Below are 16539 nucleotides of genomic sequence, written 5' to 3' on the forward strand. Positions count from 1 at the left end.
GTTCTTTTGAGTAAATTAGTAATTATTTGTCTTACAACAGCTTTCATTTTGGGAATTTCAAGTTTGGTATCAATATTCTTAGGCAGGAGAACGAAAAATAATGCAGATTGGTCTGTCGGAGGACGTTCTCTTCCTCTGTATGTAGTAATTGGCACGCAATATGCCACAGCAATGGGCGGCGGTGTCTTAGTAGCTCACGTAGGAATAGGCTATCAAAGCGGCTGGTCAGTTCTTACTTATGGTTTCATTGTTGCGGCTGGCTTGCTGCTATTCACTTTACTTGCTCCTTGGCTTCGAGCGCAGAACTTTTCTTCTCTGCCAGAAGTATTTGCAAAGATTTATGGTGAGAATAAACTTCTCTATCTTCTTGTTTCTCTCGCCTGTATTATCGTTCCGCTAGGATGGATATCGACTCAGCTAGTCGCTTTCTCAAAATTGTTCTCAGCCATTACCGGACTTAATTCGGTGTTTCTCATTGTATTAGCTGGAATCGTAAGCGTTTTGTTCGTCATGCCAGCAGGACTAACATCTGTTGCTTGGACAGATTTTATTTTCGGTTGCTTTATGTTAATCATGTCAATCGTAACTGCTGTCTATGCCATCAAATCTGGAGGCGGCTGGAACAACATTACCGACACTGTTCCTGCTGAAAATATTTCTTTTCCTGAAGGACTTGGAGCTGTAGGAAGCCTTTCCATCGTCCTCTGGATCTTGTCAATTATCCCAGGAACTTTGACCAATCAATTATACTATCAAAGGATTTTCGCTATAAAAAAAGCCAACCATGTGCGTACAAGTCTGATTATAAGCGCTATTGTCTTCATGACCTCAGAACTTTGGGCCGGAGTTGTTGGACAAGCCATTAGAGCTATGCAGCCAGGACTAGCACCTGAAGAAGCAGCAGGATGGTTTTTAACACAAATGCCAACCTGGTTATTGGCTTTATATGCTGGATTTATTGCAGCAACGGTAATTTCTACAATTGATAGTGCGATCCAGTCTGCAGTCGTCAATTTAAATAATGATATTTATAAAAAGCTGATTAACCCCGAGGCCTCTGATCGAAAGCTTTTGAACTTATCCCGACTGTTATCGGTGATCGTTACTTTTATTGCTGGAGTGTTTGCTTTAGTATGGCCTGAAGCGCTGGGGTGGCTTGTTGCAAGTTATGCGTATTCAGCTTCTGTACTTTTATTTCCGCTAATGCTTGGATATGCATTTAGAAATTCAAATTTTCTTACAACACAGGGTGTGATTAGCAGCATGGCTGCCGGAATTGTTACTTGTGGAATTGGGCAGGCAATGAATGGAGAGGTATTGGGAGTATCGTTGCCGTATGTCGTTTTTGGGCTGGCTGGTTCATTGGTTACACTGTTACTAGTTAGTTCACTCACAAAAAATAACAACACTTTGATCAATAAAGAACAATTGGAGGCATAATAAATATGGATAAAATAACAAAACCAACCTTCGCTATTATTGGAGCCGGAAATGGCGGTCATGCATTTTATGCTCATCTATCTAAAATGCAATTTGAAGCCTCACTATATGAAATTGATCATGAAAAAGTAAAAACTCTTAAAGAGAAAGGATTTATTAAAGCAGAAGGTGAATTTCAACATGAAGCACCGCTTATTGTGAGTAATAATATTGGTGAAACGATTAAAGATAAAGCAGTAATTATGATCGTGGTTCCATCTATCTACCATAAAAGTCTTGTAGCAAACATGGTCCCGTATTTGCAGGATGGCCAGATTATTGTTTTAAATCCAGGGGCTACTGGCGGCGCCTTAGAAATTAGAAATTTATTAGATGAGAAAGAATGTCAAGCGGAGGTTACAATTGCGGAAACCAGCACATTATTATATGCCTGCAGAAGCCCTAAGCCTGGCGAAGTAATTATAGGGAGCATCAAAGATAAATTATACTTAGCAGCTCTGCCATCTAATCGAACGGAAAGCGTGCTGAAGGTTATTAATCAAGCATTTCCACAGTATAGCGGTATGAAAAATGTGTTGGAAACAAGTCTATCGAATGTCAATGCCATTGTCCATCCAGCCCCGACTATTTTGAATGCTGGTAGAATTGAAGCAAGTTTGCCATTTAAATATTACATAGATGGTGTGACACCATCTATCGCTCAGCTTGTTGAGCAATTAGACCAAGAGCGGCTGGCAATAGGAAAGAAATTATCGCTGGATCTCTGCTCCATCTCTGAATGGTATAGTCTATCGTATAAAGTGCCTGGCCCAACTTTGTATGACAAAATCAGGCAAGTAGAAGCCTATCAGGGAATACAGGCACAAACATCCCTTAATACCAGGTATCTATTTGAAGATATCCCTACTGGATTAGTGCCGATGTCTGACCTGGCTAAGCAGATTGGAGTTGAAACTCCGCTCATGGATGCTTTTATACGGATGGGAAATTCCTTATTGAATCGGGACTTTCGAAAAGAAGGCCGCTCACTGCAAGACCTCGGCCTGAACAATAAGACTTGTGAAGAAATTGTATCCTATGTTTCATAAATAAATGAATAGACAGTATAAAAGCACAGACAAAGATTGCTTTTATACTGTTTTTTATTCTTTGACGGGCAAAAACTTCTTCGCATTCTGAATATGAACATACATTCTTTTTTTAGCTTCTTCCGGATTATTTTGTTTAATCGCTTCAAATATAAAACGGTGTTCTTCTATTTCTTTCAGCAAATCCTTCTTGGATAAATGACTGAGAACAAGCAACTTTCTTTGAGCCATCAATTCCAGCGTGATTGACTCTAAAAACTTATACAATAATGTATTTCGGGATATCTTTGCGATTTCCATATGAAATGAAAAGCCAAGTGAAGGAAAATAAGTATTGGTCGCGACAGCTTCAATGCTATCTTTTAACAATTTTTCTAAATTATTTAATTCATCTAAGGAAGCTTGAGCCGCAGCCCGATAGGTTAATTCTGGTTCAATAATCAAACGAGTATCCATTAATTGGTCTAAAGAATTAGCTTCTCTCATAACAGAAGCTAATTCCAGCGCCTGAATATTTTGGATTGAATTCTCCAGTAAATATGTACCTTTTCCTGCTTTTGATTGGATAATTTTTAAATGTTCTAATACCTTCAAAGCCTCTCTCATACTGTTTCTGCTTACCTCAAATGATTGAGCAAGTTCCATTTCAGTAGGGATTTTTTCTCCAGGCTTCCAAAGCCCTTTTTTGATAAGATCAAGAATTTGATTAATAACTTCCTCATAGAGCATAGTACGGCTAGTCGGTTTATACATTCGACGTCTCCCTTCTCAAAAAACTCATTCCCTATAGTTCAATTTGACATATATATTTATCTTTTAACTGACTTGTCTTCATTCAATAGTATCATAAGCTTGCTGTTAATTATAGAATTGACAATGCATTCAATAAGCAATCTGAATGGGACAAAATCTTACAGTGACAAGGGTCGACACCGCTCCCCTGTCTGCATATTCGCTATAGACCAGCACGCCAAATACTTGTGATTTTATTATATATCCAACAAACAAAAAACCCTCTGCATAAACAGAGAGCTTACGAAATTCCACTGCTTTCTTTCTTTTTGAAAAAATGCTTCATCGAGTGAAACACATCGGCTTTTTGCTTCAGGATAAAATGGCGGAATTTCTCATCTTTGATGTTCTTATAAGAGGACATGAGCGTGCTGTTGCGATTGTATTGATTAACTTCTCCATAGCCAAACATATTGGATTTCTTCATTAATTCACTGACTAGCTTCACACAGCGAGGGTTATCTGAGGATAAGTTATCTCCATCTGAGAAGTGAAAAGGATAGATATTATAGCGGCTCGGCTGGTATTTCTCATCAATTAATTCCAGCGCTTTTCGATAGGCAGATGAACAAATCGTTCCTCCGCTTTCTCCTTTAGTAAAGAAATCTTCTTCACTGACCACTTTTGCTTCCGTGTGGTGAGCAATAAATTCAATTTCCACCGTTTCATATTTGGTTCGTAAAAAACGAACCATCCAAAAGAAGAAGCTTCTTGCCATATATTTCTCCCAAACCCCCATACTTCCACTCGTATCCATCATAGCTAAAATAACAGCTTTGGAATGAGGTTTCTCAATTTCATTCCATGTCCGAAACTTTAAATCCTCTGGTAAGATCGGATGGAATTTTGCTTCCCCAGTCAGTGCATTTCTTTTAAAAGCTGTCATCAATGTTTTCTTCTTTTCCACATTTCCCATTAAACCTGTTTTTCTTATATCGTTAAATTCAACTTCTTCTACCGTAAAAGGAGAATGTTCCTTCTTCTGAAGATCCGGCAAAGCTAATTCATTAAAGAAGGCTTGCTGAAGCTCCATAAATGAAACCTCTGCTTCATAATAGTCTTCTCCAGCTTGATCGCCGGCTTCTTTTCCTTTGCCAGGGGCTTTTTGTCCTGAACCGTCACGGGCCACTACATCCCCTACTTGGCTGTCTCCATCTCCTTGGCCGACATGCTTATTTTTCTCATAGTTGTAGCGAATTTTGTATTCATCCAGTGAACGAATCGGAATTTTGACGACTTCGTTTCCTTGGGACAAAATGATGCTCTCTTCAGTTACTAAATCAGGCAAGTTTTTTCGCAGAGCTTCTTGTACTTTTTCTTTATGGCGCACTTGGTCATCATACCCTTTACGATGGAGAGACCAGTCCTCTTTTGAAATAGCAAACTCATTCTGTTCATGCGGATTCATTTTTTCCCTCCTCCATATTAGCGATGGGCAACTGAAACTTTATATAACATTCTATGAAACAAACAGAAAAAATATCTTTATTATATTAATGAAACTTTTACATAGAAGGTGCGAAAGATTTCTGCTCATTTTTAAATTAAGTCAATGAATGCATCTGTTTATATTTGGGTGAGATGGGTAATCTAAATAAAAAAGCGAGGTAATCTGATGAGTAAAAATAGAACGAAAGAAAATAAAAAGCCCGAAAATGGCTCAATGGCTTCTGACTTCGAGGAAATGAAACAATTAGGTAAGCAGATGGAAAACCAGCGGACGAACGAAGAGCTGAAAGATGACGAAAGACAGCCAGATCCTGTGCAATATAAGGAACGTGACAAAGATATTGACTAATAGTTAAAAAGCTTTCGTTTAAGGAATTCTTAAACGAAAGCTTTTTTCTTGCCTGTTCTGCTAGTTAACGATTCAGCAAGCTGCCCACATAGCGCAGCAATTCATTCGCTGAAACGGAGTTATACCCATAATCATCGATTAAGCGGGCAACTACTTCATTGATCTTCTTCAGCTGCTGCTCATCCGGTGTTTTGGAAGAAGTCGTGATTTTTACGATATCTTTTAAGTCAGCAAATAACTTTTGCTGGATGGCTTCGCGCAGGCGATCATGAGACTGGTAATCAAACCGTTTACCTTTTCTCGCGTAAGCAGAAATTCTGATTAAAATTTCTTCACGGAACGCTTTTTTCGCATTTTCAGAAATGCCGATCTGTTCCTCAATGGAACGCATAAGTTTTTCATCCGGACTGATTTCTTCCCCTGTCAGCGGATCTCTTAATTTTGATTTATTGCAGTAAGCTTCTACATTATCCAAATAATTATCCATCAGCGTTTTAGCTGACTCTTCATACGAGTAGACAAAGGCTTTTTGCACTTCTTTCTTCGCAATGTTGTCGTACTCTTTTCTAGCTGCTGAAATAAAGTTTAAATATTTCTCGCGCAGCTCATTCGTAATGGAGGCATGCTGATCGAGTCCCTCTTTGAGAGATCTCAATACATCCAGCGCATTAATAGAAGCTACTTCTTTCCGGATGATCGTCGAAGAAATTCGGTTGATCACATACCGTGGGTCAATTCCTCCCATGCCTTCATCCTGATACTCTTTCATCAATTGCTCGACATCAGCTGTATTGAACCCTTCCACACTTTCACCATCATACAGCCTCATTTTCTTAATGAGATCGATATCCCCTCGTTTAGGTTCTTTCAACCTAGTCAGGATCGTAAACATCGCAGCCACTTTTAATGTATGAGGAGCAATATGAACATCCGCCACATCACTTTCATTAATCATTTTCTCATAGATCTTTTCTTCTTCAGACAATTTGAGGTTATAAGGAACAGGCATCACAATAATTCGGGAATGCAGCGCTTCATTCTTTTTGTTCGCAATAAATGAGCGGTATTCTGTTTCATTCGTATGCGCGACAATCATTTCATCCGCCGAAATCAATGCGAATCGGCCAGCTTTAAAGTTTCCTTCCTGAGTCAGAGAAAGCAAGTGCCACAAGAACTTCTCATCACACTTCAGCATTTCCTGGAATTCCATTAATCCGCGGTTCGCTTTGTTCAACTCCCCATCGAAGCGGTATGCTCTTGGATCTGATTCAGAACCATATTCCGCAATAGTGGAGAAGTCAATGCTGCCTGTTAAATCGGCAATGTCCTGAGATTTAGGGTCAGATGGACTGAATGTACCAATTCCCACACGTTTATCTTCTGAGAAAAAGATTCGCTCAACCCGCACATCCTCAATTCTTCCTCCATACTCTTCTTCAAGGCGCATGGTGTTCAACGGAGATAAATTTCCTTCAATTCTAATTCCATATTCCTTATAGAATTCTTCTCTCAAATGCAGCGGGATTAAGTGCAGCGGATCCTCGTGCATAGGACAGCCTTTAATCGCATAAACGGCGCCTCTGTCGGTTCTTGAATAGGCTTCCATTCCTCGCTTCAATAAAGAAACCAAGGTTGACTTACCTCCGCTGACCGGACCCATTAATAACAAGATCCGTTTACGGACATCCAGACGTTTAGCTGCCGGATGAAAATACTCTTCGATCAATCGCTCAAGTGCCTCTTCTAACCCGAATAATTCATTGCTGAAAAATTTGTATCTCTTCTTGCCGTTAATGGTTTCAGATCCTTGGTCATTAATCATATTATAAACTCTTGAATGAGAAGACTGAGCGACCCATGGTTTTTCCTTTACAATTTCCAGGTACTCAGCAAAGGTACCTTCCCACTTCAACTGTTCCTCTTCTTCCCGATACTGTTCAATCATTTTTAAAATATTCATATAGACCTCCCTCTTTAGCGTGGTTAGAGAACGATTAATATAACTTATGCCCGCCACCACTTGAACATGCTAATGAAAAATGTTCAGACACACTTTAGCAACATTTAAAAAAGAAGATAACATTCCCATGAAAGAAGGTTTGAGCTATAATATGGATAGTATGTATTTTTGGTTCAAGAACTTTTGAGAAAGGGGTACATAATCATGAGACTATTATTAATCTTAGGCGTCATGACTGCCTTCCTTGCTTCGATCTTCACAGCAGGCTACAATGACAAGCCTGGTGCAAAATAATCACACAAAAAAAGCACAGCGGCCGCTGTGCTTTTTTTGTATTATTTCAAATGCAGGAATTGCTGCTGGCGAAGTGCTTCATAAACAAGAATCGCCGCTGTATTGGATAAATTCAGCGAACGGACATTTTCATTCATTGGCAAACGAAGGCAGCGCTCTTTATTATTCGCAATTAAGTCTTTAGGTAGGCCTGTTGTTTCCCTGCCAAACATAAAGAAATGATCCTTATTCGTATCGCTGTAATCATAAGAAGAATAATTATTTTCACCAAACTTCGTAAGGTAATAAACTTCAGCTTCTGGATTTTTTTCGAAGAATTCTTCTAATGAATCATAATAAACCACGGTCACATATTGCCAGTAATCAAGGCCGGCACGACGAAGCATTTTATCGTCTGTTGAGAATCCCAATGGACGAATTAAGTGCAATGTTGTGTCAGTTGCCGCACATGTTCTCGCAATATTTCCTGTATTCGCCGGAATTTCCGGTTGATATAAAACCACATTAATAGACAAAACGTTTCACCTCATATTTAAACTATAACCCAAACAACATTATAACATTCTTTTTTTACTTACGTTACGTACGATCATCTTGAATGCTGTAAAATTTATATTTAATATTTTCCGTATAAGCGGTTGAATCCTCGTAGCTCCAATAGCGCATACGGCTGTTCGTTGTGTGTGCATTAACGAGCGGCTGGCCATTTGCATCCATCGCTGTCACAATCGTCGAATGATCAAACCGTCCATCTCCTTGAAAGTCATAGCAAATGACATCTCCTGGCTGAAGCATTTCCGCACTCGGCATTTCCTTCGCGCGCAGGCCAGTCGCGGAACTGGCTAAATACCACTTAAATGCATGGGCAACTGTCCAGCTGTAGCTCCAGTTTTTTTGCCGCATCCACCAGCCCTTTCCTCGCTCCAAAAATCCCCTCATAGGTGCTCCGCCCGCATGTAAACACTGTGAAATATAATTTGTGCAATCTACTGGAAAGTGCGGGAAATCTGGATTATGGCTATTCCACCAGCGTTCTGCATACTGTACAGCTTTCAAGCGATCATAGTAAAAGGGTACTCGCTCAAGCAATGCTCCACTGTCGAGATCACTGTCTTCAGGAACCGCTTCCTCCTCAGGTCTAACTACAGCCGCATCCTCAATTACGCAGCCTTGATCGATCCGAGCAATTCGCTGTTCAATTTCTTCTTCAAAATAAAAGTGCTCTCCCTGCTTCATTAAGTATTTAAGGTGAATCTTATAATGTACTTTCTGTCCATCTGCAGAAACAATTTTCCCAAACCCTTTTACTTTGACGATCTCGCTATTTCTGCTCTCAGCAAGTTTCTGCTTTCTGGCGAGTTTACCGCATGTTAGATTCTCTCTTTCATCAACCAGACTATTAAGCCTCGATTGCCATTCTTTCTGAATTTCAGGATACATAATAAAAAATCCCCCTTTAAGATAAGCATATGCGCTTTCTTAAAAGGGAATTAGCTTTTAACTTTGTAAATATGTTAAACCATTTTCTATTTCCTGAAGCACCTCTGGTTCACTTTCGTTTACTTTTGCTTGTTCAAGCATACTGAACGCCTGATCCGTCCCGATTCTTGCTATCGACCAAGCAGCTGTCCCCCGCATGACAGGCCTCACATCTTTCATGAGCACTGCTTCTAATGCAGGCAGCGCAGATTCTTCTTTAAAAAACGCCAGGGCGATCATCGCATTTCTCTGGATCGGCTTCTTCCCTCTCCATGAACCGGACATAAGCCCGAATTGCTGTTTAAATTCTTTATTGCTGATCTGAAGCAATGGCTCAAGCAGCGGCTTGACTGCTTCTGGGTTTGGCTCCATTTCTTCATGAAAATGAGCATCCTTCCCTTTATTGTCAGGGCAAACCGTTTGGCAAGTATCACAGCCGTATAAGCGATTCCCTAATTTATCCCGAAACTCTTCCGGAAGAAAATCCTTCGTTTGTGTCAAAAAAGCAATGCAGCGCTTCGAATTCAGCTGGCCGCCTTGCACTAATGCGCCAGTCGGACAAGCGTCAATGCATTTCGTACAAGTCCCACATTGGCTTTCAAGCGGCTGATCAGGTTCAAATGGCAGATTGGTGATCATTTCCCCTAAATACACATACGAACCGAATTCCGGCGTAATAATGGAACAGTTTTTAGCGCTCCAGCCAATCCCTGCCCGTTCTGCCACTGCTCTGTCTGAAAGTTCTCCGGTATCCACCATTGAACGAAAGCGCGCTTCTGGCACTTTAGAGGCAATAAACGCTTCTAACTTATTCAAACGGTCTTTTAAAACAAAATGATAGTCTTCTCCCCAAGAAGCCCTGCAAAAAACGCCTCTTCGCTCTCCTTTTTTTCCTTTTGGACTTTCTGTCATTTTCGATGGGTAAGCGAGCGCAATAGCGATGATCGATTGAGGACTTTCAAATGTTAATGCCGGATCAACCCGCTTTTCAATGTCCTTTTCCTCAAATCCGGACTCATAGTGAAGCTCTTGCTGACGGATAAGACGGTTTTTTAATTCCGTAAAAGGATCGGCGGATGCAAAGCCGATTTTATCTATGCCGATCGAGCGGCTATATTCAATGATCTCTTCCTTTAAGACATCGTAATTCATATTCATTCTCCTTTGTAGAGAAACACTTATATATATTAAAAAACGCAACATCTTATCCATCCAGGGAATAAGACATTGCGTTAATAACATATGTATGGAGCGGGTGATGGGAATCGAACCCACGACATCAGCTTGGAAGGCTGAGGTTTTACCATTAAACTACACCCGCATCAATCAGTAATGACGGAACGTTTATTATTGTATAAAAAATAATTGTCGAATGCAACCGTTTCTTATAACAATTTGTGAACCTTTGTTCACAAACAGCAGCGCCCAAAAAGAAGGGCATTCTTAGCCTAAGCCAGAATGCCTCTCTTTTATGGACAACAAATAATGAAACTTAACTTGTTCTTAGAACCAGCTAGCTCCAATGATAATCAGCAAAATGAAAAGCACAACAAGCAATGCAAAGCCTCCGCCGCCGCCATGGTGTTTGTGACTCATATTCCTTCACCTCCATTGCTTATTTCTTTAACAATATATGTGCAATGTTCATTTTCGTCTGGACGTTTTTACACTTTTTTTATTTTTTTCATGCAAAAAAAAGACACCCTTTAAAAGAGCGTCTGTTAATAATTACTGGTTCAGCTTTTCTTTGATCTCATTCATTTGATCCAAATGCCTTTTCTCATGAAAACCGATAAACGGCACCCACTGTTTCAAGTTTAAAGATCCGAATACCGGATGCGGATACGATTTACTCTCGAGCGCTTCTGCATCGCTTCCATTCACAATCTCAATTAACGATCGGCGGGACTCGGCTAATTTTGCCTTTACTTCCTCTACGTTCATCTCTCCATCTGCTGGAACAACAAATGAGGGAGCAGTCACTTTCACAGACCGGTCGACAGTTAATTCAATCGGCTTATCCTCCACCGCTTCACTGCTGTCATCATTCAGCTGAGAAACAATCCCTTTCGCAACCGCTCGTTCCATTAAGTAAAGATGATCAAGGACTTGAATGATCGACCAGCTATTTTCTTCAGGCCGCCAATTTAACTGGCTATTTGTCAGGCCGGTCACTGAGTTTAGCACTTCCTGCCTCACCTGTTCAATGAATACTAGACTACTATCTTTCATCCTATCCCTCCTCAAAAAATTCTTGCCCTTTAATTGTTTCATACTTGAATCCAAACTTCATATATGAACACTTATCGGCAGCTAAAAAATCTCCTTTCTTCGTATAAAAGGTCTAAAGAAACAAGAGCTAAGCGTATATTACATTAATAAATCTTAGTGTACGAGCTCTGTTCGTTACTAATAAAGGAGAATGACTGATCAATGGAACAATGGATTACTGATATCCTCAATCAGTTTGGCTACGCAGGGATTCTTTTGCTGCTTGCTATAGAAAATATTTTCCCGCCAATTCCATCAGAGATTATCCTATTATTCAGCGGATTTATGACCACTCAGTCCAGTTTAAGTGTCGGAGGCGTTGTCACATTTTCAACCATAGGCTCCGTCATCGGTGCGGTTGTGCTTTATGGAATGGGCATGCAGATCGAGTTATCCACCATCGTAAAATGGGCAAAGCGCGTTCGCCTCTCCCCGGCAACTATTTACAAAGTCTATGATTGGTTTCACCACCGCGGAGTGTGGGCCGTATTCTTCTGCAGATTAATTCCTGGCATGCGAAGCCTGATCTCAATCCCAGCTGGCATGTCCCGTATGAATTTTAGTCTATTCATCGTATTTACCGCTTCTGGCACATTTCTGTGGAATTTGATTCTAGTTAATATTGGAGCTTCAGTTGGAGCATCTTGGACGACTATTATCGCCTATTTGAAGGTATACTCCTATATGGTGTACGGTGTTTTAGGTGGATTGGGGATTCTTTTTATGTTGGTAAAAATGCAGACGAAATCTTAAAAGAAATCCTTCTTTTATGCTGGATATGTTAAAATACTAGCGATACAAAGAGTCATTTAGGAGGATCACATTGAAAAAAACAGTGAAAGTAGTCGCAGCCATTATCGAAAATGCTCAATCTGAAATATTATGTGCACTCCGCTCGCCTGATATGGCACTGCCCAATCTATGGGAATTCCCTGGCGGCAAGGTGGAGGCCAACGAAGATATTTTTTCCGCTTTACAAAGAGAAATTCTTGAAGAATTAAGCTGTACCATTGAAACAGATCGTCTCTTTCATGAACATACGCACGAATATGAAACGTTTATCATTGAGTTAATCTGCATCACTTGCAGGATTGTGGAAGGCGAGCCCATTCCGAAAGAACATTCAAAGCTGATTTGGCTTAAACGAGAGAACCTTGATTCGTTGAAATGGGCGCCAGCTGATCTTCCGGCAGTGGGTACGCTGATTAATCAGCCAACACAAAAAGGGCTCTAAAAAAGCCCTTTTTGTTGTTTATTCCGCCTTAATATAATGATACAGCCGGCTGTCAATCGATTGCTCCATGACTAGATTCATATGAACAACCGGCAGCACCTTGCCATTTTTATCTTGCATTTCTGACTGCTGCACACTTTCTTGGTCTGGCACTGCTTTTCCTAAATAGTAAAAATCGCTGCCTTCATCATCATCTTTTTTCACAAACACATGCACATCCATCTGATTCTCTTCAGAGTGAATAATCTTCTTCACCTCTTCTGACTTCAGCGTCCGGTTGCTCCGTGTATACCATTTCAACACTTCTTCACTAAGAAGTTCATCTCCATAATTCACGCTTGACTCAACTTCTGCTTTTTTATGGTACGTCACAAAAATAGGACAAGTTCCATGCTTAGGCTTGTAGCCATATACCGTTGAACTTTCATCGTGATCCCAGTTTAATAGCTTACAAGCGTCTTTTCTTGAATACTTCTCATATAAAGTGAGCGGCTTCTGACATTGATAGCGGCTACTTCTTGCCTTTGCTGTTTGAATGAGATCTGTAACTAAATGATGAAAATAAGCATTCTCCGCTAAGCTGTCTCGTATCGGCTGATTGAAAGCATAGGTATCCTCTTTAAATGTGACTAATGGCTGTTCCCCATATTTTTTCCGGTAGCTTTGAGTGAAGAAGGACAGATTCAACACACTGAGTACCGACTTCATCACACTTTCATCTGCAGAGCAGTCCGATTCCAGTAAATACTGGCGATACTCTTCTTTTTTAACTCGTGTATGCATAAGCAATAATTCAAGAAGCATCACTTCATGCTTTCGTTTCCCATTTAACACTTCAAGAGAAAGCATCGTTAACACTTTATTCTCGTACTCTGTTAAAGCTGGCACTTCTTCCTTAATCTTCAGCAGAAATTGATAGTAGTTGGCATACTTCTCTGCGATGACGACAGGATCGATCGAATGATGAGTGACGAAATCATATAAATCCGGCACTCTGCCCAATCTATTTTTCATGTCCACGTAGGCTTCCTTCAACAGCTTTAAAGCGGTTAAATTGCTTGAATTAATCGCCTGAAAGATTCGTTTCTTGGCAATTTCCTCGAAGTTAATCGTTGAGATCCCTTTTATATAGGTTGTATCCTTCGTCTTTCTGCGAATATTATCTTTATTAAGAGACTGATCTCCTGAAAGAGCGATTGGAATCAGATAGTTATTTTTATAGTTTCCGATGAAATCAATGACTGTTACATAACGCTTAGATGGGTGCTTTCGGAGTCCCCTTCCCAGCTGCTGGATAAAAACGATGCTTGATTGCGTCTGCCTTAACATGACGACTTGATTGATGCTCGGAATATCAATTCCTTCATTAAAGATATCAACGGTTAAAATATAATCAAGTTCCCCATTCTCTATCTGGCGAACTCTTTGATCCCGTTCTGCCTGTGAATGATCCCCTGTTAAAGCTGCAGTTTTGTACCCTCTCTCATTCAGCGATTTACTCAATTGTTCAGCCTCATCTTTACGGCTGCAGAACATCAAACCCTTTCGCTTTTCACCAGAAAACCCGTAGTATTCGACTTTTTCAATGATGTGATCGACACGTTCTTTTGTGACTAGTTTAGATAAAAGAGCCGCATCATCCATTTTTTCACCTTGATACTCTAAATCAGTAACTCCAAAATAATGAAATGGACAGAGCATGTCTTCTTCAAGCGCTTCCTGCATTCTAATTTCATAAGCTACATTGTAATCAAACAACTCATAGATATTAAAGTCATCTGTCCGCTCAGGAGTGGCTGTCATTCCCATGAGAAATTTCGGCTGAAAGTGCTGAATCACTTTCAAATAAGAGTCAGCTCCTGCTTTATGCACTTCATCTATTAAAATATAATCAAAGGCGTTCGAGTGCAGCTGAGACAGATTGTCCTCTTTCGAAATGGTTTGAATCGTCGCAAATACATATTTCGCTTCCCATTGTTTACTTGTCCCCGACACAATCCCAAAATCTTCTTCCACTCCGCCAAGGATCCTTTTGAAATCTTCCTTAGCTTTCGTTAATATTTGCTCCCGGTGAACGATAAAAAGCATACGCCGAGGCGCATAACGGCGCACATCAAATGCCGCTAAATATGTCTTCCCTGTTCCTGTTGCAGAAATAACCAGTCCTTTATCTTTTCCGGCCTCGCGAACAGCACGAATCTCTTCTAAGGCGGCTATCTGCATCTTATTAGGATCTATAGCCAACGCTTCTTTTATTGAATTTCCATAAGCCGCAGGCATCTCAATCACTTGGTCTGCTGCCGGTTGCTTAGATAACTGTTCATACACGCGTTCATACGCTTCAATCCACTCATCATTTAGCACGTGGGCCTGTTTCCAAACGTCTTCAAATTGGTTTCGGAAGTGATGAACAATTTCTCCATCTTGATGAGAGGTTAACTTCACATTCCATTCATAATTCACCTTCAGCGCATGAGCAGTTAAATTAGAACTGCCGACAATTAAAGAGTAATGCGTTTTTTTATCGAAAATATAGCCTTTTGAATGGAAGCCCTTTAAGTCAGTGACTCGGACTTCAATATTCGTCATCTTCAAGAGTTCCTTAAAGACTTTCGGCTGGTTAAATTGCAAATAAGTAGATGTTAAGATTCGCCCGTTAATCCCTTTTTGTTTTAGATCCAGAAAATGAGATTTAAGTGTCGCTAACCCGCTTTCCGTAATAAATGCCACAGAAAATAGAAAGGATTGACTGCTTTCTAGCTCTTCTAGCAGCGAGGTCAGCACATGTTCATTCTTCTGTGCATTGTTCACTAATAATTGAGGTTTATAGCGGGCTGTATGATTGTAGTGCTGATCAATGAACCCTTTCTGTAAAGAAGCTTCTAAGTTTCTAATTAAATTCTCCATCTGTTCCCCATTCATTTCCAGTTGTATATTATTATTGTAAATTTTCCAACTCCAGAGTGCAATGAGGAACTTGTGCTGGTTACGACTAACAGTATTTATGTACCTTCTCTCAATAGGCGCATAGGATATGTTATAAACAACGAAGGGATTGAAGAATGTGTACTATGTGCCTCATTATTATCAATATCCTAATTATGTTCAGCCAGCCATACCTGCTGGAAATCAGCAAGTGTATTGGCCTTACGCCGATGTAAGAGATGCAGCCACTCAATTTAATTCTTACCCGTATCCTATTGACCAAAGAATACCTATAAAAGATTATGGACCAAACCCATTTGTCATTAATATTGACGAAGCTACAAAGCAAAATAAGACCTTCCGAACCGCCTTATGGACCGGTCCATACTTACAAGTGACATTGATGAGCATCAATCCTGGAGAAGATATCGGCTTAGAAAGCCACCCGAACCTTGACCAATTCCTGCGTATAGAAGAAGGTCAGGGTGTCGTACAAATGGGTAAGCAAAAAGATCAATTAACCTTTAGAAGAAACGTTTATGATGATTATGCAATTGTTATACCTGCAGGTTATTGGCATAATTTAACCAACACAGGTAATACACCTCTTAAACTTTATTCCATCTATGCACCGCCTAACCATCCATTTGGAACCGTTCATAAGACGAAAGCCGATGCCATCGCTGCAGAGGAAAGCGAAGAAAAAGGCAATTCTACTGTTCATGGCAAGACACCAGATGAATGGGTACGCTACACAGAATTCTTAGTTAAAGAAGGACTAGAGGACGTGAAAAGAGGAATAAACGCCAAACACATCCTGCAGGAATTTATTCTAATGGGCGTTCTTGTAGGAAAAGGCTACTCTCCTGAAGATGCTTATAGGACAGTGGAGGAATGGGAGCGGACCGGTGAATCTAAGTTGCTGCAGCAGAGTAAGATGGGGAGACAACGGTAGCGCAGCCTGGTAAATCCCTTGGCAAAAAGTGGTAAAAAGATGACAAGGATGGGAAAATCCCTTGGCTGTAATCAATCACGGTTTGTATGATGTGCTCACCCGTGCCGTTGAAGAAGAAGGAAATTTCTATGTCAGCTGCTTTGACCGTGCAAATAGGATCGGAAGAAAGTGAAGCTACATTCGGAGACGGAATAATTTCTTTTTCGGCGTGTAATTTATGGGTACGATAGTAAGTTTTTGTAGCGGCATTAAAAAGCACCTCCTTCAATTAGATACGTTTATCGTACCGGAGGTGCCTTTCGT

General features: G+C 40.4%; 14 protein-coding genes, 1 tRNA gene and 1 pseudogene. 6 read left to right on the plus strand and 10 right to left on the minus strand.

The features are described from left to right. Window positions 1–6: 6 nt before the first annotated feature. Both JOC78_RS02930 and JOC78_RS02935 read left to right on the plus strand, forming a co-directional pair. A complete protein-coding gene (locus tag JOC78_RS02930; protein ID WP_204552841.1) occupies window positions 7–1440 on the plus strand; it encodes a sodium:solute symporter family protein in 1434 nt (477 codons plus the stop codon). 5 nt (window positions 1441–1445) lie between these two features. After that, window positions 1446–2528 (plus strand): NAD/NADP octopine/nopaline dehydrogenase family protein, encoded by a 1083-nt coding sequence (locus tag JOC78_RS02935; protein WP_204552843.1) that lies wholly within the window; start codon window positions 1446–1448, stop codon window positions 2526–2528. Between the two features lie 54 nt (window positions 2529–2582). Here the strand turns inward: JOC78_RS02935 and JOC78_RS02940 are convergent, their stop codons facing one another. Together JOC78_RS02940 and yhbH are read right to left on the minus strand one after the other, a co-directional pair. After that, entirely contained in the window at window positions 2583–3281 is a 699-nt protein-coding gene (locus JOC78_RS02940) for a FadR/GntR family transcriptional regulator (RefSeq protein WP_204552845.1), read from the minus strand. Between the two features lie 280 nt (window positions 3282–3561). Next, window positions 3562–4728 carry a sporulation protein YhbH gene (gene yhbH / locus JOC78_RS02945; protein WP_204552847.1) on the minus strand — a complete coding sequence of 389 codons (1167 nt, stop codon included), beginning with the start codon at window positions 4726–4728 and terminating at the stop codon, window positions 3562–3564. A gap of 207 nt (window positions 4729–4935) precedes the next feature. On the opposite strand from yhbH, the gene JOC78_RS02950 reads away from it, so the two are divergent. After that, on the plus strand, window positions 4936–5118 hold the full coding sequence (locus JOC78_RS02950; protein WP_204552849.1) for a hypothetical protein: 183 nt from the start codon (window positions 4936–4938) through the stop codon (window positions 5116–5118). A gap of 64 nt (window positions 5119–5182) precedes the next feature. Here the strand turns inward: JOC78_RS02950 and JOC78_RS02955 are convergent, their stop codons facing one another. The 7 genes and pseudogenes from JOC78_RS02955 to JOC78_RS02985 all read right to left on the minus strand — a co-directional run bounded on the left by JOC78_RS02955 (window position 5183) and on the right by JOC78_RS02985 (window position 11083). After that, on the minus strand, window positions 5183–7078 hold the full coding sequence (locus JOC78_RS02955; protein WP_204552851.1) for a PrkA family serine protein kinase: 1896 nt from the start codon (window positions 7076–7078) through the stop codon (window positions 5183–5185). Window positions 7079–7413: 335 nt separating this feature from the next. After that, entirely contained in the window at window positions 7414–7887 is a 474-nt protein-coding gene (gene trmL, locus JOC78_RS02960) for a tRNA (uridine(34)/cytosine(34)/5-carboxymethylaminomethyluridine(34)-2'-O)-methyltransferase TrmL (protein WP_204552853.1), read from the minus strand. 64 nt (window positions 7888–7951) lie between these two features. Further along, window positions 7952–8812, minus strand: coding sequence for an amidase domain-containing protein (locus JOC78_RS02965; protein ID WP_204552855.1), 861 nt, complete (start codon window positions 8810–8812; stop codon window positions 7952–7954). A 57-nt stretch (window positions 8813–8869) separates the two neighbouring features. Further along, entirely contained in the window at window positions 8870–10003 is a 1134-nt protein-coding gene (gene queG / locus JOC78_RS02970; RefSeq protein ID WP_204552857.1) for a tRNA epoxyqueuosine(34) reductase QueG, read from the minus strand. Window positions 10004–10098: 95 nt separating this feature from the next. Next, window positions 10099–10172: transfer RNA gene (locus JOC78_RS02975), tRNA-Gly, on the minus strand. A 182-nt stretch (window positions 10173–10354) separates the two neighbouring features. Beyond that, window positions 10355–10432: pseudogene (locus JOC78_RS02980) on the minus strand (YjcZ family sporulation protein); the annotation flags it as partial. A 147-nt stretch (window positions 10433–10579) separates the two neighbouring features. Next, window positions 10580–11083 (minus strand): DinB family protein, encoded by a 504-nt coding sequence (locus tag JOC78_RS02985; protein WP_204552861.1) that lies wholly within the window; start codon window positions 11081–11083, stop codon window positions 10580–10582. Window positions 11084–11284: 201 nt separating this feature from the next. Here JOC78_RS02985 and JOC78_RS02990 point away from each other — a divergent pair, with 201 nt between their 5' ends. Continuing rightward, window positions 11285–11875 carry a DedA family protein gene (locus JOC78_RS02990; RefSeq protein ID WP_204552863.1) on the plus strand — a complete coding sequence of 197 codons (591 nt, stop codon included), beginning with the start codon at window positions 11285–11287 and terminating at the stop codon, window positions 11873–11875. A gap of 70 nt (window positions 11876–11945) precedes the next feature. Then, entirely contained in the window at window positions 11946–12356 is a 411-nt protein-coding gene (locus tag JOC78_RS02995) for a (deoxy)nucleoside triphosphate pyrophosphohydrolase (protein ID WP_204552865.1), read from the plus strand. 18 nt (window positions 12357–12374) lie between these two features. Here the strand turns inward: JOC78_RS02995 and JOC78_RS03000 are convergent, their stop codons facing one another. Next, on the minus strand, window positions 12375–15263 hold the full coding sequence (locus tag JOC78_RS03000; protein ID WP_204552867.1) for a DEAD/DEAH box helicase: 2889 nt from the start codon (window positions 15261–15263) through the stop codon (window positions 12375–12377). A 157-nt stretch (window positions 15264–15420) separates the two neighbouring features. On the opposite strand from JOC78_RS03000, the gene JOC78_RS03005 reads away from it, so the two are divergent. Next, the gene (locus JOC78_RS03005) at window positions 15421–16236 is read left to right on the plus strand and encodes a cupin domain-containing protein (protein WP_204552869.1); all 816 of its coding nucleotides are present in this window, start codon (window positions 15421–15423) and stop codon (window positions 16234–16236) included. Window positions 16237–16539: the final 303 nt, after the last annotated feature.

Source organism: Bacillus ectoiniformans (assembly GCF_016908875.1).
GTDB lineage: Bacteria > Bacillota > Bacilli > Bacillales > Domibacillaceae > Bacillus_BX > Bacillus_BX ectoiniformans.

Excerpts from the sequence above, each read along its gene's own strand:
- JOC78_RS02950 (WP_204552849.1), top strand. The coding sequence starts at position 4,936 with ATGAGTAAAAATAGAACGAAAGAAAATAAAAAGCCCGAAAATGGCTCA.
- JOC78_RS02990 (WP_204552863.1), top strand. The coding sequence starts at position 11,285 with ATGGAACAATGGATTACTGATATCCTCAATCAGTTTGGCTACGCAGGG.
- JOC78_RS03000 (WP_204552867.1), bottom strand. The coding sequence starts at position 15,263 with ATGGAGAATTTAATTAGAAACTTAGAAGCTTCTTTACAGAAAGGGTTC.
- JOC78_RS02965 (WP_204552855.1), bottom strand. The coding sequence starts at position 8,812 with ATGTATCCTGAAATTCAGAAAGAATGGCAATCGAGGCTTAATAGTCTG.
- queG (WP_204552857.1), bottom strand. The coding sequence starts at position 10,003 with ATGAATTACGATGTCTTAAAGGAAGAGATCATTGAATATAGCCGCTCG.
- yhbH (WP_204552847.1), bottom strand. The coding sequence starts at position 4,728 with ATGAATCCGCATGAACAGAATGAGTTTGCTATTTCAAAAGAGGACTGG.
- JOC78_RS02955 (WP_204552851.1), bottom strand. The coding sequence starts at position 7,078 with ATGAATATTTTAAAAATGATTGAACAGTATCGGGAAGAAGAGGAACAG.
- JOC78_RS02985 (WP_204552861.1), bottom strand. The coding sequence starts at position 11,083 with ATGAAAGATAGTAGTCTAGTATTCATTGAACAGGTGAGGCAGGAAGTG.
- JOC78_RS02940 (WP_204552845.1), bottom strand. The coding sequence starts at position 3,281 with ATGTATAAACCGACTAGCCGTACTATGCTCTATGAGGAAGTTATTAAT.
- JOC78_RS02935 (WP_204552843.1), top strand. The coding sequence starts at position 1,446 with ATGGATAAAATAACAAAACCAACCTTCGCTATTATTGGAGCCGGAAAT.